Below are 21,464 nucleotides of genomic sequence, written 5' to 3' on the forward strand. Positions count from 1 at the left end.
CGGCGCCTGAGGGAGCATGTTTCGCGAAACATGCTCCCTCAGGCGCCGTAACTGGTGGGTCACCGGAGGTGGAGTGGGGATGGGGGCGGCGTGGGCGGATGGGGGCGGGCGGGGCTACGGGGCGGGCGGGCGGTGGCAGGGCGATCAGTCGTCGTCATCGTCGTCGTCATCGTCATCGCCGTCGTCGTCATCGTCGTCGTCGCACTCCCAGCCGTCGTCGTCCCACTCGCAGGCGCTGCTGGGGGCGGCGGGGCGTGAGGGGGCGCGGGGGGTCGACGACGAGGAGGACGAGGACCCGGAGGAGCTGGACCCGCCCGAGCTGCTGGAACCGCCGGAACCTCCGGAGTCCCCCGAGCTGGACCCGCCGGACCCTCCCGAGCCGCCCGAGGACCCGGAGCTCGTCGGCGCGGGAGCGGGGGCGGGAGCCGGTGCGGGGGCCGGCGACGGCGAGGGCTCGTACTGCATGCCCTGGGAGCCGAGCGGGATGACGCGGGAGGAGGACCCGGCTGCCGCGGTGGGCAGGGCGACCGACGTCCCGTCCCCGTCGGCCGCGCCCGCCGCGTCGGCGTCACCCGCCGCAGCGCCGGACCCGTCGGCCGCCGCCGCAGAGCCCGAGCTCGAACCCTCCGCCGCGCCGCCCGCTCCCCCGGCGTCGGAGTTGGACGGGAACTCGAGCGAGTCCTCGCCCACCACGATCCCGGGTCGCTCCGCCGGGGCCGGCTCGACCGCGGGCAGCACGGCGAGCCCCACGGCGGCGAGGGCGACGGCGACGAGGATCGCGAGAGTGCGCAGCGACTTCATGGTCGCGAGCATGGACGAGCGGGATGAAGCGCCCGTGAGCGAATCATGAGAGGCCTCTCATGTGCGCCGCGTCGCAGGTCAGGCGCCGGGATCGACCATCTTGTAGCCCGCTCCGCGGACGGTCGCGATCCGGGCCGCGCCGAGCTTGCCGCGGAGGTAGCCGACGTACACGTCGACCACGTTCGAGGCGCCGTCGTAGTCGTAACCCCACACCTTCGAGAGCAGCAGGTCGCGGGTGAGCACCTGGCCCGGGTTCTCCAGGAACACGCGAGCCATCGTGAACTCGCGCGAGGAGAGCTCGACGGAGCGCGGCTCGCCGTCCGCGGCGTGGCTCGCGACGCGGGTGCGGAGGTCGAGGGTGAGATCCCCGAGGCCGAGCACGTCGGCGCTCGCCGTCGCCGCCCCCGCGGCCGCCTCCCGGGCCCGCAGCTTGACCCGGGCGAGCAGCTCCTCGAAGCGGAAGGGCTTGGCGATGTAGTCGTTGGCGCCGCCCTCGAGGCCCTGCACCGTGTCGTCCACGCCGGTGCGGGCGGTGACCATGAGGATCGGGATCTGCACGTCCATGCCGCGCAGGGCCTTCAGCACCTGGAATCCGTCCATGCGCGGCAGCCCCACGTCGAGGATCAGCAGGTCGAAGTCGCCGCTCGAGGCGAGATCGAGGGCGCTGATGCCGTCCTCCACCACCGTCGAGGCGTAGCCGTTGGCCTTCAGCCCCCGCTCGATGAAGCGGGCGATGCGCGCCTCGTCCTCGGCGATCAGGATCCTCATCGACTGCTCCCTCCGGGCCTCTCGGTCGGGCCCTCGCTCACGGCGCTCTCGTCCCCAGTATCGCCGTCCGCCGGGGTGCGCCAGGGCAGGACCAGGGTGAACGTGGAGCCCTCACCGAGCGTCGACTCGACGCGCACCTCGCCGTCGTGCCCCTCGGCGATGGCGCGCACGATCGGCAGCCCGAGGCCGGAGCCCGAGCCGGGAGCGCCCTCGACCCGAGTGAAGCGCTCGAAGATGCGCTCCTGGTCCGCAGCGGCGATGCCGATCCCCTGGTCGCGCACGGCGACGTGGAGCTCGGGTCCGGCGGGGCCCGCCACCCGGTCCGCGATCACGGCGATGCGGGTCCCGGGCTCGCTGTAGCGCACCGCGTTCGCGGCGAGCTGCACCAGCGCCTGGGTGAGGCGCTGCTGGTCCAGTAGCACCGTCCCCTCGGGGGTGCGCTCGAGCACCCACTCGCGCTCCCCGATGTGGGGCAGGCGGGAGAAGGCCGAGCGGACGGCGTCCCCGAGATCCGTCCTCCGCGGCCGCACGAAGTCGGGGCGGGAGGAGGCGGCCAGCTCGGACAGGTCCCCGACCACGCGGCCCATGCGATCCAGCTCGTCGATCGCGATCTCGTGGGCCTCGCGGACGTCCGCCGGATCACCCGGATCGGTGGTCTCGAGGGTGCCGCGCACGATGGTCAGCGGGGTGCGCAGCTCGTGGCCGACGTCGCTCATGAAGCGGCGCTGCTCGACGAAACCGGCCTGGATGCGGGCGAGCATCCGGTTGAAGTTGCGGGCGAGCGCAGCGATGTCGTCCCGTCCCTCGGGCACGGGGACGCGCCGCTCGAGGTCGTCGACCGTGATCTGCTCGGTCGCCTCGCGGAGCGACTCGAGAGGACGCAGCATCCGCCCGGTCACCAGGTAGGCGAGGACCGCCGCGACCAGGAGCGCGAGCAGCGACATGACCGTGAAGGTCGCCACGGAGCGCCACAGCTCCGCCTGCGGCGGGCCGACGTCGGCGGCGACCACGAAGATCCCCTCGGCGTCGTCACCCGCGACCCGGACCGAGGCGATCAGCATCCGCAGATCGCGTCCCTCGTGCTGGACGGTCGTGGTGACGGTGCGTCCCGGCACGTGGAGCCGCTCGATCTCCGCGAGCATCTCCGCGGAGCCCGGGACCCCCTCCCCCACCAGCTCGAAGTCCTGCTGGAAGGGCTTGTAGGCGGGTACGCCGTCGATCAGGGCGAGCACCGTCTCGTTGTCCGAGGGGACCGCCGAGGTAGTCGCCGCCCGGAGGACCTCGTCGACGCTCTCGTGCTCGTACTCACCGTCCTCGTCGGTGTCCTTCGCGATCAGCTCGAGCTCGCTCAGCTCCTGCTCGAGCTCGCTCTGCAGCCGCTCCTCGAGCACCCGGAACTGGGCCGCGTAGGTGAGCACCCCGGTCACCGCGAGCCCCATCGCCATGAACAGCACGACGGTGGAGAGCACCCGGGTGCGCACCGACCAACCGCGCGCCGACAGGGGGCGCGGGAGGCGGCGCGGGGTCGTCTCGGGCATACGGGGATCGTAGGGGACGGCCGACGGGGCGGGTCAGCGCCTCCGTCGGGCGCGGAGGATCCCGAGGATCCCGCCGCGCTCCCGGAGCGAGGCCCGGCGGCCGCGGTGCGATCCGGCCGACGGTCGGGTCGGGCCGTCGGCGGGCGCGGCGGGGATCGACCCGGTGACGGTGCGGCGCTCCGGGGCGGTTCCGGCGGCTCGCTCGGCGGCGTCCCGCTCGGCCTGCTGCTGCGCGAGGCGCTGGGCCTCGGCGGCCTCGCGCTCGCGGCGCAGACCCTCCTGGCGCTCCACCTCGCGCAGCCGTCGGCGCTCCCCCGGGCCCTCCGCGATCCGGTACAGCACCGGGACGATGACCAGGGTGAGCAGGGTCGAGGAGATCAGGCCGCCGATCACCACGACCGCGAGCGGCTGCGCGATGAAGCCGCCGTTGCCGGTGATGCCGAGGGCCATCGGCACGAGCGCGAAGATCGTCGCCGCCGCGGTCATGAGGATCGGGCGCAGTCGCTTGGCGGCGCCCAGGTGCAGCGCCTCGTCGAGGCCCATGCCGGCGCGGCGGTACTGGTTGACCAGGTCGATGAGCACGATCGCGTTGGTGACCACGATGCCCACCAGCATCAGCAGGCCGATCATCGAGGGCAGGCCCAGCGGGACCCGGGTGATGACCAGCAGGCCCAGAGCGCCGGTCGCCGCGAAGGGAATGGAGACCAGCAGGATCAGCGGCTGGATCAGCGACTTGAAGATCCACACCAGCAGCACGTACACCAGCAGGATCGCGGCGAGCATGGCGATGCCGAGCTGGCCGAAGGTCTCGTCGATGTCCGCGGCGGTGCCGCCCACGGTCGCCTCGACGCCCTCCGGGAGCTCCGCCGCCTCGATCGCGTCCTGCGCGGCGACGGTCGCCTCGCTGACGTCCTCGCCGGAGGGGGCGAGGGAGACGGTGACGGTCTCGAGGGTGTCGCGGGTGTCGATCGCGGGCCGCGAGGCGACCTCCTCGACGCTCGCCACGTCGGTCAGCGGGATCGAGCCCATCAGCTCGATGTCGCGCAGCTGCTGGAGGGTGTCGACGCTCTCGCCGCGCTCGACGTAGATGTCGAGCTCGGAGTCCTCGAGGGTGATGCTGCCGATCGCGCCGGGGAACATCTGCTGGGCGACCAGTCCGACGACGGCCTCCTCGGTCAGCCCGCGCTGCGCGGCGGCCTCGCGGTCCACGGTCACGACGGCGGTGGGCTGGTCCGCCTGGAGGTCGCTCGTGACCTCGGCGACGCCCGCGGGCAGCGGGTCGAGCTCGGCGAGCAGGGCGTCGTTGGCGGCCTGGCGGTCCGCGGCGGTGGGGCCGGTGATGAGGATGTCGACCGAGCTCGAGCCGGTGGGCGAGGCGATGTCGGCCGCCTCGACGGTGCCCGGCTCGGGCAGCGCCTCCAGGGCGGTCACCATCGCGTCCAGGAGCGCCTCCTGGTCGGCCTCGGCGTCGGTGGTGATGGAGAAGCTGATCTCGTTGCTGCCCGAGCCGCCGAGGCTGAAGCCGCCCCCGCCGATCGTGGTCTGCACGGTCTCGACGCCGTCGATCCCGAGCAGGGCGTCCTCGGAGGCGGTGGCCTTCTCGGAGGACTGCTCGAGGCTGGTCCCGGCGGGGAGGGTCTGGGTGAGGGAGGCGATGTTCTGCCCCGTGTCACCCAGGAAGTTGATGTTGACCAGCTGGAACAGGGGCACCGTGGCGATCAGCACGACGATCGCGGCGCCGACGGTGAGCAGGCGCCGGGTCAGCGTGTCGACCGTGCCGCGCAGCACCGCCGCATAGCCGCGGTGCAGCCAGCCGGCCTCCTCCTTCTCCTCGGAGGCCGCGCGGATCCGGGCCACGGCGGCCTCGTCCTCGGGGTCGAGGTCCTCGTGGCCCTTCGGGGCCTTGAGGAACCAGTACGCGAGCACCGGCACGATCGTCAGGGCGACCAGCAGCGAGGAGAGCATCGCGATGCCGACGGTGAGGGCGAAGGGCCGGAACAGTTCCCCGGCCATGCCGCCCACGATCGCGATCGGCAGGAAGACCACCACCGTCGCGAGGGTCGAGGCGGTGATCGCGCCCGCGACCTCTCCCACGGCGTCGAGGATCGCCCGCAGCTTGGCCTTGCCGTAGGTCATGTGGCGCTGGATGTTCTCGATGACCACGATCGAGTCGTCGACCACGCGGCCGATGGAGATGGTGAGCGCCGCGAGGGTCAGCATGTTCAGCGTGTAGCCGGTGACCAGCATGCCGATGAACGCGATGAGCAGCGAGGTGGGGATCGAGATCGCGGTGATGATCGTGGGCCGCACGCGCCGCAGGAACAGCAGGATCACGCCGACCGCGAAGAGCAGGCCCAGCAGGCCCTCCTCGGCGAGGGCGAGGATCGACTCCTGGATGAACGGCGCCTGGTCGAAGACGACGTCGGCCTGCGCGTCCCCGCCCACGCCGGGCAGGGTGTCGGCGAGCACGTCCTCGACGCCCGAGGAGATGTCCACGACGTTGCCGTCGGCGGTCGCGGTCACCATGACCACGAGCGACTCGCGGCCGTTCGTGCGGGAGATCGAGGTGGGGTCCTGGACGGTCTGCTCGACGGTGGCGACCTCCCCGAGGGCGACGGGCTGGGCGGGGGCGGGCTGCTCGGTGCCCTCCTCCCCGCCGAAGCCCTCCTCGCCGTCGGCGGGGGCCTCCTCGGCCGGGGTCTCCTGGGAGGGCATGAGCATGATGCCCTCGAGGCTCTCGATGCTGTCGACGCGCTGGCCGAGGACCACGTCGAGGGTGCGGTCGCCGTCGACCACCTCGCCGCCCGGGAGGGACAGCCCGGAGGCGTCGAGGGCGGTGGCGATGTCGTCCTCGACGAGGCCGTTCTCGGCGAGCGCCGCCTCGTCGGGCGTGATGCGCACGATCTGCTCGGGGGCGCCGATCACGGCGACGGAGGAGACGCCGTCCACGCGTTCGAGCTCCTGCGTGACGGAGGCGTCGAGGCGGCCGGCGAGCTCGGAGGGGTCGAGGTCCGAGGAGATCGACAGCACCACGGCGGGCAGATCGCTCGTGCCCCCGGCGATGACCTGCGGCTCGGCGTCCTCCGGCAGCTGGCCGTCGAGACGGGACAGCGCGGCGTCGACCTGGTTGGCGGCGCGGGCGGTGTCGGTGCCGTAGGTCAGCTCGACCGTGACCATCGACATGCCGGCCTGCGAGGTCGAGGAGGTGCTCTCGACGTTCTCGAGCCCGCCCAGGGACTGCTCGATCGGGCGGGTGAGCCGGTCGCGGACCTGCTCCGAGGAGGCGCCGGGGGCGGTGGTGACCACCTGGATCTGCGGCAGGGAGACGGAGGGGATGAGCTCCTGGCGCATCGTGGTCACGGCGAAGACGCCGATGATGGACACGGCGAGACAGACCAGGGCGATGAACGACCTGTTGCTGAGGCTCAGACGGGCGAGGCGGTTCATCGTGCTCCTCGGGGGCGCGGCGGCTGACGGCACGGTGCGACCCCGCGCCCGGAGGCGACGTCGGACCCTCCGGTGGCACTCTGGCACACCTCCCTGGAGGCGAGTATTCGACGGAGGTCGGTGCTGCCGCGTCCGTCCGTCGGCGGTCGACGCCGGGGCGGAGCGACGGGGCGGAGCGACGGGGCGGAGCGGAAACCAACGGCGAGAAGCGGAGAGAATGAGACCCGTGCCCGCGTCGCCCCGACCCCCAGATCCCGCCTCGCCCGAGGAGCCGTCCTCGCCCCGTGCCGCGCGCCGCGCCGTCGACCGGGACATCCTGCGCCTCGCGGTGCCGAGCCTCGGGGCGCTCATCGCGGAGCCGCTGTTCGTGCTGGTCGATTCGGCGTTCATCGCCCGGGTCTCGACGACCTCCCTCGCCGGACTGGGGGTCGCCTCGACGGTGCTGACCACGGTGGTGGGGCTGTCGGTGTTCCTCGCCTACTCGACCACGGCCGCGGTCTCGCGGGCGCTCGGCGCGGGCCGGCGGCGCGAGGCGATCTCCCGCGGCGTCGACGCCTCGTGGCTCGCGCTACTGATCGGCGCGGCGTGCCTGCCGCTCCTCGTGCCGGCCGGGCCGTGGCTGCTGGGGCTGTTCGGGGCGAGTCCGGCGGTGACCGCCGAGGCGACCGTCTACCTGCGGATCTCGGCGTTCGGACTGCCGGCGATGCTCGCGGTGCAGGCGACGACGGGGCTGGTGCGCGGGATGCAGGACGCCCGCCTGCCGCTCGTGGTCGCCGTCGGCGGCGCGCTGCTGAACGTGCCGCTCAACGCCGCGCTGATCTTCGGTCTGGGCCTCGGCATCGCGGGCAGCGCCCTGGGCACGGTGATCTGCCAGTGGCTGATGGCGCTGGTGCTGCTCGGGGCCGTCCGGCGCTATGCCCGCGGTGCGCACGTCTCGCTCCGACCGGATCTGCGGGCGGTCGCCGTGACCGGCCGGGAGGCGGTCCCGATGCTGGTGCGCACCCTCAGCCTGCGCGTGGTCTCCATCGTGACGGTGCTCGTCGCGGCCCGGCTGGGGGACGTGCAGCTCGCCGCCCACCAGCTCGCGACCACCGTGTTCCTGCTGCTCAGCCTCGCCCTCGACGCCCTAGCGATCGCGGGCCAGGCGCTCACCGGCCGTTACCTGGGTGCCGCGGACACCACGACGGTGCATGCGGTGACACGGCGGCTGACCCGCTGGGGCGTGGGCGGCGGCGCGGTCGTGGGGGTGCTGCTGCTCGCGGCGAGCTACGGGGTGCCGGAGGTGTTCAGCCCCGATCCGCTGGTGCAGGAGAACCTGCGCGCGGCCCTGTGGGTGCTGGTCCTCGCGCAGCCCGTCGCGGGCTACGTGTTCGTGCTCGACGGGGTGCTGATGGGCGCGGGCGACGCCTCGTACCTGGCGCGGGCGGGGATCGTCGCGGCGGCGGCGGTGATGCCCGGGGCGATCGCCGTGGGTGTGCTGACGCCGGCGGGGCCGCTGGGCACGGCGGCGCTGTGGATCGCGACGAACCTGCTGTACATGATCGCCCGCGCGGCGACGCTGGGCTGGCGGGTGAGGGGCGAGGCCTGGATGCGGACGGGGGCGTGAGGCGCGGCTCGCGCTGACCGCGCCGACGGCTCAGGGAGCGACGGGCTCCTCCACGCGGGTCGCCTCGGTGCGCAGAGTGCCGTCGTCCTCGAGAGACACGGTGCCCACCACGCCGTAGCGGACCTCGAGGGTGCGCGCCTCCCCGCCGTCGGCCGGAGCGAAGGTGACGGTCGTGGTGGGCCCGCCGCCGTCCGCGAAGCCGGCGGTGTCGACCGCCCCCGTGCCGCCCTGGAGGTGCCGCACCTCGATCTCCGGGTCCTCGTGGAACTCCCAGAGCACGGTCCCCGTCCCGAAACCGGGCCCAAGGTCTCGGAGCACGGTGCCGCAGCCGGTGAAGCGGTCCCGCTCCGCGGCGCAGAGCTCCTGGGCCACGAGGGCGTCGGCGCGCACGGCCTCCACGGCCTCCGGGGTGAAGGCGAGCTCCGGTGAGACGCGGGCGACGGTCCGGTCATGGTCGCCGACGACGGCGAGCACCCGGGCCTCCTGCGGTGCGGCAACGAGATGCTCGCTGGTGGGCAGCGCCTCGACGGTGTAGTCCCCGGGGATCGCCAGCAGCTGACGGGGCAACCCGCTGCCGAGGGTGCGGAGTTCCTCGGCGGGGATCTCCGCGCCGTTCACCCGCACCGCCCCCACCTCCTCCGGCAGGTCGAGGACCAGGACCCCGGGCTGCACCGACGGCAGCCGCCAGCGGGGCCCGTCCGGCTCCGGCTGCGCGATCGGCTCGGCGCGGACCGTGCCTTCGCGATCCCCCATCGTTCTCCCCCCGGACCTCAGCGCCGCCAGAGCTCGCGCGGGTCGTCCCCGGGCCGGAACCCGGCGGCCTCCGCGAGGAGCATCGCCTCGGGGAAGTTCGCCGCGAGAGCGGGGGCCGTATGGGAGTCGCTGCCGAAGCTCACGGCGCGCCCGCCCTCCTCCGCCCACCACTGCGTGATCCAGGGACGCAGCCGCCGGGTGTTGATCTCGAGCGCTCGTCCGCTCGCCGCGATCGCCCGCATCGCCGTGCGGAACTCCTCCTCGAAGCGCCGCGGGTCGAAGGGTCCCTCCGCCTCCTCGGGCCAGTACCTCGCCGCGTAGTCGAGGTGGGTGACGACCTCGAAGGGTTCGTCGCCCTCGACCAGGGCGGGGACCTCGGCGAGATAGCGGCGGATCACCTCGTCGGCCGGGAGCCGACGGAACAGCGTGTTCGGCTCGCAGCGCACGTCCCCGTGCGCCACCGTGTGCAGGGAGCCGATGATCCGGTCGAAGAGTCCCAGGTCCAGGAGCGCCCGGGCGGCGGTGGTGCGCAGATGCGGCTGACCGAACTCGAGGCCGGTGCCGATGCGCAGCTGCGGGAAGCGGGCCCGGCAGCGCTCGATGCTCTCGAGATAGCCGTCGACGTCGAAGGGCGGCACGGCGACCACATCGTCGGCACCGACGAGGTGCTTCTCGTGCTCGGCGAAGTCCTCGGGGTCCGTCAGCCAGGCGTCCTCGAGATCGAGGTGCTCGGTGAAGAAGACCGCGGGCAGACCCAGGTGCACGGCCCGCTCGCAGGTCGCCTCCATAGTGCCGTGGGCGGCCGAGCCGGGGCCGCCGGTGTCCCAGGAGAACTCGCTGTGCACGTGGCTGTCGGCGGTCAGACGCATGGGCACAGCTTTCCACAGCGCTCAGGAGGCGGAGAGGAAGCGCTCCCCGTCGCGGAGCACGACGAGGTCCGCACCGTGCGCGTCCTCGAGGAGCGAGGCGAGCAGCCGCTCGGAGGCCCGTCGGCTGAGCGCCGTGGCGATCCACAGCTGGCTCCCGTCGGCCAGGCGCACCGGGCGGGAGCGGGCGCCGACGGGGAGGTCGTCGGCCGCACTGATCGCCCCGTCCCGAAGCACTCCGTCGGCCCCCGAGCGCTCGGCGAGGATCCGGGCGACCTCGCGCACCGCCCGCTGCGCGGGGATCCGCAGGGCGCGCACCGACGCGGGGCAGTCCGCGCCGAAGAGCTGGTACCGCACGCTGCGACGGCCGAGGGTGACCTTGCCGCGCAGCCGGTCGTAGCGCCAGCGCAGCTGGTTGCCGCGGCGCGTGGAGCGGCCGATGTCCTCGGTGTCGGCGATGTACTCCTCGCCGTAGAGCGCGAGGAGCTCGTCGTCGAGCCGCCGGACGCGCGTGACCGGGGTCTTCACGTCCATGAGGCGGCGCACCTGGGCGCTGTCGACCGCGGAGAGCTCCCGCTCGAGCAGGCCCCGGCGGGTGATCCCCGCGGCCTGCAGCAGGTCCACGGCGAAGTCGACCCCGGCGGCGCTGCCCGCGGTGTCCTCGGGGAAGCGCTCGGCCAGCAGGGTGCGCAGGGAGGGGGCGTCGACCAGGTCTTCGGGAAGGTGCTCGGAGCCGTCGGCGGGATCCGCGGCCTGCTCCTGCCCGTCCCCGGTCTCCGTCTCGTCCTCCGCGTCCTCGGCGCGCAGCTCGAGGGAGGAGGGCGGGGCGGCGAGGACCTCCTCGATGCGCACGAAGGCGGCGTCGAGCGCGGCACGGGCGTCGGCCGCGAGGCCGAACAGGCGGTCGACCTCCTCGCGGTCCGCCGCGGAGATCGCCTCGTAGGCGGCGCTCTTGTAGCGGCGGGCGTGCTCGAACTCCGCCCAGGCGTGCGCGGCGATGGTGCGGATCTGGATCTCCAGGCCGCCGAAGTCCGCGAAGTAGCGGGTCAGGGCGCCGCCGGGGAGCAACCAGTCGTGCTCCTGGCCGGGCCTCTCGCCGGTGATCACCAGGTGCGCGCTCTCGTAGCCCCGGTGGGAGTCGGGCTTGTGCAGGGCGGGCTCGGGCTCCTCGCTCACCGAGAAGCGCTCGCGGACCAGCTCCGCGGCCCGGTCGAGGTCGGTGCGGGAGTACATGATCAGCCGCACGGCGACGGTGTCGGTGACCTGACGGGGAGGGTCGGTGTAGCCCTTGCGCAGCACCTTCTCCTGGAAGGTGGCGATGGACTTGGGGCGCGCGATGACCGAGTGCTCGGTGATGGAGGCCTCCGCGAGCAGCCGCTCGAGGTAGTCCTTGATCTCCTCCGCGGCGCGGGGCAGCCAGTCCCAGGCCGTGTAGTCGATCTCCGGCCGCGCGCTGTCCGTGCGGCGTTCGCTGCCTGCCATGCCCAGCTCCCCTCCTCGTCCCCTCCTCATCCCCCGGCGCGACCGGGCCGCGCCGCCCCCACTGTAGGGGGCGGCACGGACGGACGGGGATCAGCGGACGGCTCAGGCGCTCACGACGGGCTCCTCCGCCCGCACCGCGTGGGCGGCGGCGACGAGATGGCGCAGCGAGGCCTCGGTCTCCGCGTAGCCGCGGGTCTTCAGGCCGCAGTCGGGGTTGACCCAGAGCCGCTCGGCCCGGACGACGCCCCGCGCCCGGCGCAGCTGCTCGGCGATCTCCTCGACGCTCGGGACGCGCGGGGAGTGGATGTCCCACACACCCGGGCCGATGCCGCGGGGGAAGGCGTCGGGGTCCACCGCCTCGAGGATCTCGCCGCGCGAGCGGGCGGACTCGATCGAGGTGACGTCCGCGTCGAGGGCGTCGATCGCCCCGACCACCACGTTGAACTCGCTGTAGCAGAGGTGGGTGTGGATCTGGGTCTCCTCGCGCACCCCGGAGGTGGCGAGACGGAAGGAGCGCACGGACCAGTCGAGATAGGCCTCGTGATCCGCCGCGCGCAGCGGGAGCAGCTCGCGCAGCGCGGGCTCGTCGACCTGGACGATCCCGATCCCGGCCGCCTCGAGGTCGGCGACCTCGTCGCGCAGCGCGAGGCCCACCTGGGCGGCGGTCTCCCCCAGCGGCTGGTCGTCGCGCACGAAGGACCAGGCCAGGATTGTCACGGGGCCGGTAAGCATGCCCTTGACGGGGCGGGGGGTGAGGGACTGGGCGTAGGTCGCCCAGCCCACCGTGATCGGGGCGGGTCGGTGCACGTCGCCGAAGAGGATCGAGGGGCGCGTGCAGCGGGAGCCGTAGGACTGCACCCAGCCGTGCTCGGTCGTCGCGAAGCCCGCGAGGTTCTCCGCGAAGTACTGCACCATGTCGTTGCGCTCGGGCTCCCCGTGGACCAGGACGTCGAGCCCCAGCTCCTCCTGGAGGGCGATCACGCGGGCGATCTCCTCGCGCATGGCCCGCTCGTAGCCGGCCGCGTCGAGCTCCCCACGACGGTGCGCCGCGCGGGCCGCCCGCACCTCGCCCACCTGCGGGAAGGAGCCGATGGTGGTCGTGGGCAGGGCGGGCAGGCCCAGGGCGGCCTGCTGCGCCTCGGCGCGCCGGGCGTAGTCGGCGCGGACGGCGTCGGCGGCGGTGACGGCCGCGGCCCGCTCCCGCACCGCCTCGCTGCGCACCCCGGCGAAGGTGCGCGGCACGGAGCGGGGTCCGTCGGCCGATCCGGGGGAGACCGAGCCGTCGGCGAGGGCGATCAGCTCGGTGATCTTCTCGTCGGCGAAGGCGAGGGTCGCGGCGAGCTCGGCGGGCAGGCTCGTCTCGCGCTCGAGGGTGTGGGGCACGTGCTGGAGCGACACCGAGGTGGACACGACCACGGCCACGGGGTCGCCGCCGGCCTCGGCGACTCGGGAGCGCAGCAGCTCGAGCCGGGCCGCGGCGGTGGGCAGCTCGGTCCGCCACACGGAGCGGCCCTCGACGAGGCCCGCGACGAGCTGCACCCCGGAGACCCCGGCGAGCTGGGCGGCGGTGGGGATCTCGCCCCGGGTGAGGTCGAGGTGGACGGCCTCGGCGCCCGTGGCGAGCAGGGACGGCAGCAGATCGCCGATCCCGCCGTACGGGGTGGTCACGAGCAGGCGGGGACGGTCCGAACCGGCGGCAAGACGGCCGATCGAGCGCTCCAGCAGCGCGGCGAGGGCCGCGGCGTCGACGCGCTGGTCGGCGGCGAGGGCCGGCTCGTCGAGCTGCACCCAGGGGGCGCCGGCGGCCGCGAGGCGGGAGAGCAGCTCGGCGTACACGGCGACCGCGTCGTCGAGGCGGTCCAGCGGGTCGAAGCCCGCGGGGGCGCCGTCCTGCGCCTTGGCGAGCAGCAGCAGGGTGAGGGGGCCGACGAGCACGGGCCGCGTTCCCGCGCCGTCCTCGAGGGACTCGGTGAACAGGTCGATCACGCGGGTCGTGGCGAGGTGCAGGTCGGTGTCGGGGCCGATCTCGGGCACGAGGTAGTGGTAGTTGGTGTCGAACCACTTGGTCATCTCGAGCGGGGGCTGCTCGGCGGTGCCGCGGGCGAGGGCGAAGAGGCCGTCGTCGTCGACCGTCCCGTCGGCGCCGAGCACCGCGGCGAAGCGGTCCGGGATCGCGCCGATCGCGAGCGCGGCGTCGAGCACCTGGTCGTACAGGGAAAAGGACTCGGGGGCGGCGGCGGGGGCGGTCAGGCCGAGATCGGCGAGCCGACGACGGGTCGCACCGCGCAGGGCGCGGGTGCGACGGTCCAGCTCGGCGCGGTCGATGCGACCGGCCCAGTAGGCCTCCTCGGCCTTCTTCAGCTCGCGGTCCGGGCCGATGCGCGGATAGCCGACCGGCAGCGCAGGCGGCAGGGCGGCGGGGGTGGGGGTGCTCTGGTGGCTCATCGGGGGTCTCCAGGGGTCGGGGTGGACCAGCGGTCCAGGTCGAGGGTCTCGAGGACGTCGAGGGCGTCGGCATGGGAGTTGAAGGTGAACAGGTGCAGTCCGGGGGCCCCGTCGTCCAGGACCCGGGCGGCGAGCTCGGCGGTGTGGCGCACGCCGATCCGTCGTCGAGCGGCGTCATCGGGGGCGGCGGCGAGCGCCTCGAGCAGGCTGCGGGGCGGCTCGACCCCGCTGAGCGCTGCGAGGCGGGCGAGCCGCTTCGGGTCGGTGGCCGGGACGAAGCCGGGGATGATCGGCAGGGTGAGGCCCGCGGCGCGCGCCCGGCGCACCAGGGAGCAGTAGGCCGACGGGTCGAAGAACACCTGCGTGATCGCGAAGTCGGCGCCCGAGCGCTCCTTGGCCAGCAGCACCTCGAGGTCGTGCTGGGCGGTCGGCGACTCGGGGTGGCGGTGCGGATAGGCGGCGACCCCCACGCTCACGCGCCCCGCGGCGAGCGTCGCGGTGCGCTCGCGCTCCACGGCGCGGATCAGCTCGACCAGCGGGCGGGCGAAGGGGATCTCGTCGGCCTCCGGGTCGTGACCTTCCGGCTGGTCGCCGCGCAGGGCGAGGATCCCGCGCACGCCGCGGTCCAGCAGCGCGCCGACGATCGCGGTGAGCTGCTCCCGGGTGGAGCCGATCGCGGTGAGGTGCACGAGCGGGCGCAGCGAGGTCTCGCCGAGCACGTGGTCGGCGAGCTCGAGGACGCGGTCGAGGTTGCCGTGACCCGTGCGGGAGGTCACCGAGACGTAGTCCGGCGCGGTCGCCTCGAGCTGCGTGATGGTGTCGCGCAGGCGCTCGAAGGACAGGTCGGAGCGGGCGGGGAACAGCTCGTAGCTGAGCGCCGGACGGGTGCGCGCGGCGGCGCGGCCGAGGGCGGCGAGCGGGGCTGTGGAGACGGACATGGCCGAGAACCTAGGAGCGGGCCCGCCGCCCGGGGAAGGTTTGTGAGGGTCTATGAGGAAGGGAGTCGAAGGTGGCGGGATGCGTCGGCGGATGACGGCTCTGGTCGTCCCGGGCGTCCCGGAACAGCACGACGCGCCGACCCCCGAGGGGGCCGACGCGTCGTCGAAGCGAGGGCGGGCGGCTCTGCGCGGCCGCCGCCGGATCAGCCGTTGAGGAAGGTCTGCAGTGCCTTCACGGTCGCATAGCTGGTGCGGAAGTCCCAGACCCCGTTGTCGCCCTGGCCGATCGCGGCGCGGAGCTTGCGGGTGGTCTCGGCGCCGATCTTGCCGTCCGGCTCGGCGCCGATCTTCGTCTGCAGCGCCTTGATGTCCGCGGTGGAGAGCGAGCCGTCCTGACCGACGCCGATCCAGGCCTCGAGGGCGCGGGTGGACTTCGGACCGAACTTCCCGTCGACCACCAGGTCGCCGGTGCTCGAAGAGCTCGAGGAGGAAGCCTTCGACGAGGAGCTCGACGAGGAGGAGCTGCTCTTGGCGGGGGCGGCGGCGCCGGTGTTGAGGTAGCTCTGCAGCGCCCGCACCGTCGAGGAATCGGTGCGGAAGTTCCGGGCGCCGTTGTCGCCCTGGCCGATCGCGGCGCGGAGCTTGCGCGTGGTCTCGGGCCCGATCTTCCCGTCGGCCTCCGCACCGATCCGCGACTGCAGCACCTTGATGTCGGAGCGGGACAGCGAGCCGTCCTGGCTCACCCCGATCCACTTCTGCAGGGCGCGGGTGGTGGCCGGCCCGAACTTCCCGTCGACCGCGAGGCCTCGCGAGGAGTCGGAGCGGGAGGAGGTGCTCTCCGCAGGCCGTGCGGAGGTGCCGGACGGCTGGGCGTTCGCGTCGGCGCCGCCGTTGGACCGGGTGAGGCCGGCCCGCTTGCCGCAGGTGGGCCAGGCGCCGGGCCCCTGCTGCTCGAGGGTGCGCTGGGCGACGGCGATCTGCTCGGACTTCGTGGCCTTGTCCGCCGTCGAGGCGTACTCGGTGCCGCCGAAGGCGCGCCAGGTGGACTTCGAGAACTGGAGTCCGCCGTAGTAACCGTTGCCGGTGTTGATGGACCAGTTGCCGCCGGACTCGCACTGGGCGACCTTGTCCCACACGGAGCCGTCGGCCTGGGCGACGCCCGCGCCGGTCATCCCGAGGCCCGCGGCGATCACCGCACCGCCCGTGGCGGCGGCGACCTTCGGGGCGACGCGGACGCCGCGGAAGTACTGCGCGGGGCCGTCGGCGCGATGGGTGTGGAGGCGGGGGGTCATGGGGACTCCTGGGGAAGAAGAGGAAGGGATGGCCGGCCCGATCGGCCACGACCTGGGGGTCGCGGCCGCGCCCGAGCTCCGCGCACGGGTCGACTATGCATTCCCGAAACCGACGGGGAACACCTGGGAAACCGAAGTCCAATCCTGGCTTTGCCGATTTTTTACCGCCCGTGCGAATCTCTCGCGGCTTTTCGAGAATGACATCGGTGTGATTCTCGGGCACTCCTCACGCCCCGTCGGCGGGCCGCGCGTGCCCCGTCGGCGGCCCCCACGCGCCCTGAGAGCCCTCCGCCCTCGGCGAACGGTGATGCGTCCCTCCCGATAAGCACTGTCGGTCCGACAGGAAGCGGACCTAGTCTTCTCGGGTGCAGAACACCCCGGCCCCCGCGCACGCCCCCGCCTCCCCCGCACTCACCCGACGCGATCGAAACGTCATCGTGCTGCTGCTGTTCAGCGCGTTCGTGGTGATCCTCAACGAGACCGTGCTCTCGGTGGCCCTGCCCCCGATCATGGACGACCTCGGCCTGGTCGAGACCACCGCCCAGTGGCTGACCACCGGGTTCATGCTGACCATGGCGGTGGTCATCCCGATCACCGGCTATCTCATGGGCCGCTTCTCGACCCGTCAGGTCTTCGCGATCGCGATGACCGCCTTCACCGTCGGCACCCTGATCTGCGCGGTCTCGCCCGCCTTCCTGCCCCTGCTGCTGGGCCGGATCGTGCAGGCCTCCGGCACGGCGATCATGATGCCGCTGCTGATGACCACCGTGCTGAACCTGGTCCCGCCCTCGCGGCACGGCCTGGTGATGGGCAACATCTCGATCGTCATCTCGGTCGCCCCGGCGCTCGGCCCGACGATCTCCGGCCTGGTCCTCTCGATCGCGCCGTGGCGCTTCCTCTTCGTGCTGGTGCTGCCGATCGCACTGCTCGCGATGGGTCTGGGACTGCGCTGGATCCAGAACGTCCAGGAGGGCGAGCCCAAGCCCGCCGATCCGCTCTCCGTCGTGCTCTCCGGCGTCGGCTTCGGCGCCCTCGTCTACGGCCTCACCGGCATCTCCGGAGGCGGCCACGGCGGCGACGCCCCGTCGGGCCCGCCGATGGCCGCTCTCATCGCCCTGATCGTGGGCGTCGCGGCGCTCATGCTCTTCGTCTGGCGCCAGCTGATCCTGCAGAAGGTCGAGCGGGCGCTGCTGGACCTGCGCACCTTCGCCTCGCGCAACTTCTCCGTGGCCGTCGCGCTGATGGTGGTGATGATGGGCGCCATGTTCGGCACCGTCGTGCTGCTGCCGATCTTCCTGCAGCGCGTGCTCGAGCTGTCCACCCTCACCGTGGGCCTGATGATGCTGCCCGGCGGCCTGGCGATGGGTCTGCTGGCCCCGCTGGTCGGGCGGCTGTTCGACCGGGTCGGGCCGCGGCCGCTGCTCGTGCCGGGCCTGGCCGCCGTCGTGCTCGGCATCGCGATCATGTCCCGCGTGCCCGAGCAGGCGTGGCTGATCGTCGTCGGCCACGTGATCATGTCCCTCGGCCTCGCGTTCGTGTTCACGCCGCTCATGACCACCGCGATGGGCTCGCTCCCGCGCCGCCTCTACCCGTACGGCTCGGCGATCGTCGGCACCGTGCAGCAGGTGGCGGGTGCCGCGGGCGCCGCGCTCATGGTCTCGATCATGTCGCGCATCGCGGCGGGCGTCGCGGCCGACGGCGGCTCCGCCGCCGCGGGCACCTCCGCCGGCACCTCGGTCGCCTTCACGATCTCCGCCGCGCTCGGCGTCCTCACGGTGGTGATCGCGCTGTTCATCCGCCGCAATCCGCTGGACGCCGGGGACGCCCCCGTCGGCGGCGAGCCCGCGGAGCCGGCGGCCGACGAGCAGGTGCGCGCCGCCTGAGCTCCCGCTCCCCCCGTCGGCCCCTGGCGCGCCCTGCCCCTCAGAGCGCTCCGGGGGCCGACGTCTCCCGGGCCCGGTCCGCGAAGGCGACGCCCATCGCGACCAGGGTCAGCGCCATGATGATCACCATCGCGATGGTGAAGGCCTCGAGCCACGAGTGCCCGCCCTCGGTGAGGGAGAAGATGATGCCGGGGATCATTGCGGTGCCGACCGCGGCGCCGGTGCGCTGACCGAGCTGCAGGATCCCGCCCGCGACCCCGCCGAAGCGCGGATCGACCGAGTTCAGGGTGAGGGTCTGGTTGGGTGAGATGGTCAGTCCCTGGCTGAGGCCCATGAGGGTCAGCGGCACCGCGAGCCACCAGAAGGCCACCCATCCGGCGTCGACGAAGCCCGCGAGGATCGTGGTGCACAGCAGGCCCACGAAGGCGATGCCGAAGCCGACGATCACCATCTTGCGGCCGAGCCGCAGCACGTGCCGCCCGCCGAGCTGGGAGGAGAAGGCCGCGGCGATCGAGGACGGCAGGCCCATCAGCGACGCCTCGAGGGCGGTGTGCCCGAGGTGCATCTGCAGGAAGAGCGGGACGATGATCCAGATGCTGGTGGCGCCGAGGAAGTACACCGAGATGATCACGATCCCGTTGCGGAACGCCTGCTGGGAGAAGATCGCGGTGTCCACCATCGGCGGCCGCCCGGCGCGCTTGTAGCGCTGCTCCCAGGCCCACCACAGGCCCAGGACGATCAGTCCCGCCGGCAGGGACAGCCACACCAGCACGCTCGCGCCCCGCTCGAGGAAGGGCAGCATGATGCCGAGGATCGCGAGGGTCAGCAGCCCGGCGCCGACGGGGTCCAGATCGGGGCGGGTGCGGGTGCGCACGCGGTCGTCGGGGATCAGCTTGAAGGCGCCGATGATCGCGGCGATGCCGATCGGGACGTTCATCAGGAACATCCACCGCCAGCCCAGTTCGGGGCCGAGCAGCTGGATGAGCAGCCCGCCGATCACGGGGCCGACTGCGGTCGCGACGGCGACGGTGGTCGCCAGCGCCGCGAAGGCGCGGGCGCGGGCCTGTCCGCGGAAGTGCTGCTGGATCAGGCCCACCGACTGCGGGTTCAGCAGCCCGGAGCCGACGCCCTGCAGGATGCGGGAGATGTTCAGGACCTCGACGTTGGGGGCGAGTCCCGAGAGCAGCGAGCCGAGGGTGAAGATTCCGATGCCGATGATGAGCATGCGGCGCCGACCGGTGGCGTCGCCGATCCGACCGGCGGGGACCAGCAGCACGCCGAAGGCGAGGGCGTAGCCGGACAGCACCCACTGCAGCCCGCTCGAGTCCGCTCCGAGCCCCTCGCCGATGGCGGTGAGGGCGACGTTGATGACGCTCACGGCGATGAGGGCCATGAACAGCGGGGCGAGGAGGACGGCGAGGAGCGGCTTGCGGCGCACCGTGGGGGCGGGGGCGCTGGGGTCGGGGATCACTCCGACACCTTATGCAGTCACTGCAGGATTCGGGGGGTCGGGGTGATGGGCGGGACAGCGGATGCCGCGCGCGCGGCGGCCGATGAACGTCGACGGCGGAGGCGGAGGAACGTCGACGGCGGCGGAGCCGGGTGGCTCCGCCGCCGTCGGCGGGGTGCGGGCGTCAGCCCTGCGGGGCGTCAGCCCTGCGGGGGCATCGGCGGCTGCCCGCCGCCGGGACCATAGGGGCCGGTCTGCGGGGCGACGGTGGCCTTCGAGCCACGGGCGTCGTCCGCATAGGGACCGGCCGGGATCATGTAGCCGGTGCGGGGCGAGAGCTGCGGGGCGGCGGTCTGCATCTCGCGGGCGGCGGGCCGATCCGAGTAGTCCACCCCGGGGAAGCGGCCGAACTGGCCGGCAGCCCCGGCGGGACGCGCGCGGTCCGCGGCGTCAAGCATCGCCAGCGCATCGCCCGGCGACGGATAGCGGCTGGACCACACGTGCCCGGGAGGCAGCGGCGACGTGTACAGCGCGCCCTTGGGGCGGATCATGAGCGAGCCCGGCTTCGAGCGGTCGCGCAGGGCATGGGCGCGCCAGGTGGTGATCGGGTGCGAGGAGAACCAGTTCACCCAGTGCACGAAGAAGCTCGGGTCGGTCGCGGCACGGTCCGCGACTTCGTTGACGTTGACCTCGGCGTTCAGGTACTTGCCGCCGGCGAGCACGCCGATCACGCCGGGCGCCCCGCCGGGAGCGAACGCGTACCCGAAGTTGTCCGCGGTGTACTCCTGCGAGCGGGAGAAGGCCGGACCGAGGAACGGGATCATGCCGATCACCACGGTGAACAGCTGACGGAAGTAGGAGACGTGACCCGCGGCGAGGTGGCCCACCTCGTGGCCGACCACGAAGCGCAGCGCCTCGGGGTCGCGGGTCGCCCCGCCGATCTCGAACATGTCCGAGTGCAGCACCACGTAGCGGCGGAAGCCGTGGCCGGACGCGAAGGCATTGATCACGCCGTTGCCGAGCAGCACGTAGGCGTCCGGGACCTTGCGCATCCCGAACTTCTCGGCGGCCTCCACGACCATGCGGTAGCCCTCGGGGAACTGCGTGGGGCTCATGCGCACGGCCACGGCTCGCAGCTGGGCGTAATAGATCGCGCGGCCCCAGAAGATGAGGAACGGGGCGAGGGGGAGGATCAGCGCCAGCTGGATGAGGAATGGGGCGATGCTGATCCAGCGCCACAGCTCGTCCACCGAGGCCTGCCCCTCGGCAATGCGCAGGTACACCGTGGAGAACATCAGGATGGTCCACAGCAGGTACGACAGCAGCGTGAGGGAGACGCCCACCCACAGCAGGGGGAGCTCCGCGGGGTGGCGGATGGCCTTCTGACCCATCAAGCCATGGGTGGTCGCGCCGTTGATCAGCGACGGGCCCTCGGGGCGCGAGGGGCCCGAGGGCGGCGGGGTCGGCGAACCGCCGAAGGGACCACCGCCGGGGCTGCCCGGGCCGCCGCCGAAGGGGCCGCCTCCCCCGGGACCGTTGCCGGAGCCTCCGCCGAAGGATCCACCGGCGGAGGAACCCCCGGCATCGCCGGGCGCCGAGGGGGAGCCGAAGGAGTTGCCGCCGGGGCCCGGGGCCGAGGGCTGACCGACGGGGCCGCTCGAGGTGGGTGCCGGGGCCGCGGGCTGGCCGTACTGGCTGCTGTACGGGCCGCCGTACCCGCCGCCGGCGGGCCGGCCCGCGGGGTCGCCGGAGCCCTGGGGCGGGGGTCCGGGCGGGCCTGCAGGGGGCTGGGACATGGCGATGTGCTCCTTCGATCCGGCAGGCGATGACGACTGCTGGAGCGAGGCTATCGTCGTCCGCCCCGCCACCGCGCGCCCGGGAGCCGAATGTGGACGGAGGTCTGGGGGTCTCGCGACGACGGTCGCCCCGTCATCGCCCGCTGTCCTCCGTTCGGCGGACCGGGGTCGGCCGCGCGATGCAGGATGCCCGCTGCCCGCTGCCCGCTGCCCGCTGCCCGCTGCCCGCTGCGAGAATCCGGCGCCCGCGCGAAACCCCCGCACTTCTGGGGGAATAGAGCCCTCATAACCCCAAGTCTGCGGAGGTTTCGGGGCGTAGAGGAGATTCCGGGGGCGGCGGGGGCTCCGGGCGAGGGGGGGGGGGGGGGGGGGGGGCCCCACCCCCCCCCCCCCCCCACC

14 protein-coding genes are annotated in these 21,464 nt (G+C 73.4%); 2 read left to right on the forward strand and 12 right to left on the reverse strand.

The window, feature by feature from the left end; translation table 11 throughout:
• Positions 1-144: 144 nt before the first annotated feature.
• From V1260_RS04770 to V1260_RS04785, 4 genes are all read right to left on the reverse strand, one after another.
• Positions 145-801, reverse strand: coding sequence for a hypothetical protein (locus V1260_RS04770; protein ID WP_329745655.1), 657 nt, complete (start codon positions 799-801; stop codon positions 145-147).
• 78 nt (positions 802-879) lie between these two features.
• Positions 880-1,569 carry a response regulator transcription factor gene (locus tag V1260_RS04775; protein WP_329745656.1) on the reverse strand — a complete coding sequence of 230 codons (690 nt, stop codon included), beginning with the start codon at positions 1,567-1,569 and terminating at the stop codon, positions 880-882.
• Entirely contained in the window at positions 1,566-3,107 is a 1,542-nt protein-coding gene (locus V1260_RS04780) for a sensor histidine kinase (RefSeq protein ID WP_329745657.1), read from the reverse strand. The genes V1260_RS04775 and V1260_RS04780 overlap by 4 nt, the downstream gene beginning before the upstream one ends.
• 33 nt (positions 3,108-3,140) lie before the next feature.
• Positions 3,141-6,554, reverse strand: a complete 3,414-nt coding sequence (locus V1260_RS04785; RefSeq protein WP_329745658.1) for an efflux RND transporter permease subunit — start codon at positions 6,552-6,554, stop codon at positions 3,141-3,143.
• 217 nt (positions 6,555-6,771) lie between these two features.
• Here V1260_RS04785 and V1260_RS04790 point away from each other — a divergent pair, with 217 nt between their 5' ends.
• Complete coding sequence (locus V1260_RS04790; protein ID WP_442878116.1) at positions 6,772-8,160, forward strand: MATE family efflux transporter; 1,389 nt, start codon at positions 6,772-6,774, stop codon at positions 8,158-8,160.
• Between the two features lie 30 nt (positions 8,161-8,190).
• Here the strand turns inward: V1260_RS04790 and V1260_RS04795 are convergent, their stop codons facing one another.
• The 6 genes from V1260_RS04795 to V1260_RS04820 all read right to left on the reverse strand — a co-directional run bounded on the left by V1260_RS04795 (position 8,191) and on the right by V1260_RS04820 (position 15,936).
• Positions 8,191-8,913: a hypothetical protein gene (locus V1260_RS04795; RefSeq protein ID WP_329745660.1), complete on the reverse strand. Its 723-nt coding sequence runs from the start codon at positions 8,911-8,913 to the stop codon at positions 8,191-8,193.
• Between the two features lie 17 nt (positions 8,914-8,930).
• Complete coding sequence (locus tag V1260_RS04800) at positions 8,931-9,782, reverse strand: PHP domain-containing protein (protein WP_329745661.1); 852 nt, start codon at positions 9,780-9,782, stop codon at positions 8,931-8,933.
• A 21-nt stretch (positions 9,783-9,803) separates the two neighbouring features.
• Positions 9,804-11,261, reverse strand: a complete 1,458-nt coding sequence (locus V1260_RS04805; RefSeq protein WP_329745662.1) for a GTP pyrophosphokinase — start codon at positions 11,259-11,261, stop codon at positions 9,804-9,806.
• Positions 11,262-11,363: 102 nt separating this feature from the next.
• The gene (gene metE, locus V1260_RS04810; RefSeq protein WP_329745663.1) at positions 11,364-13,706 is read right to left on the reverse strand and encodes a 5-methyltetrahydropteroyltriglutamate--homocysteine S-methyltransferase; all 2,343 of its coding nucleotides are present in this window, start codon (positions 13,704-13,706) and stop codon (positions 11,364-11,366) included.
• Positions 13,703-14,644, reverse strand: coding sequence for a methylenetetrahydrofolate reductase (locus V1260_RS04815; protein ID WP_329745664.1), 942 nt, complete (start codon positions 14,642-14,644; stop codon positions 13,703-13,705). Before V1260_RS04815 ends, metE begins: the two co-directional genes overlap by 4 nt.
• 203 nt (positions 14,645-14,847) lie before the next feature.
• The gene (locus V1260_RS04820; RefSeq protein ID WP_329745665.1) at positions 14,848-15,936 is read right to left on the reverse strand and encodes a transglycosylase family protein; all 1,089 of its coding nucleotides are present in this window, start codon (positions 15,934-15,936) and stop codon (positions 14,848-14,850) included.
• Between the two features lie 365 nt (positions 15,937-16,301).
• Here V1260_RS04820 and V1260_RS04825 point away from each other — a divergent pair, with 365 nt between their 5' ends.
• Positions 16,302-17,819, forward strand: coding sequence for an MDR family MFS transporter (locus V1260_RS04825; RefSeq protein WP_329745666.1), 1,518 nt, complete (start codon positions 16,302-16,304; stop codon positions 17,817-17,819).
• A 40-nt stretch (positions 17,820-17,859) separates the two neighbouring features.
• On the opposite strand, the gene V1260_RS04830 is transcribed toward V1260_RS04825, so the two are convergent.
• Positions 17,860-19,290 (reverse strand): MFS transporter, encoded by a 1,431-nt coding sequence (locus tag V1260_RS04830; protein WP_329745667.1) that lies wholly within the window; start codon positions 19,288-19,290, stop codon positions 17,860-17,862.
• 179 nt (positions 19,291-19,469) lie between these two features.
• Positions 19,470-21,065: a M48 family metallopeptidase gene (locus tag V1260_RS04835; protein ID WP_329745668.1), complete on the reverse strand. Its 1,596-nt coding sequence runs from the start codon at positions 21,063-21,065 to the stop codon at positions 19,470-19,472.
• Positions 21,066-21,464: the final 399 nt, after the last annotated feature.

Origin of the sequence: Brachybacterium sp. J144 (assembly GCF_036321705.1) — a bacterium.
Classification (GTDB): Bacteria; Actinomycetota; Actinomycetes; order Actinomycetales; family Dermabacteraceae; genus Brachybacterium.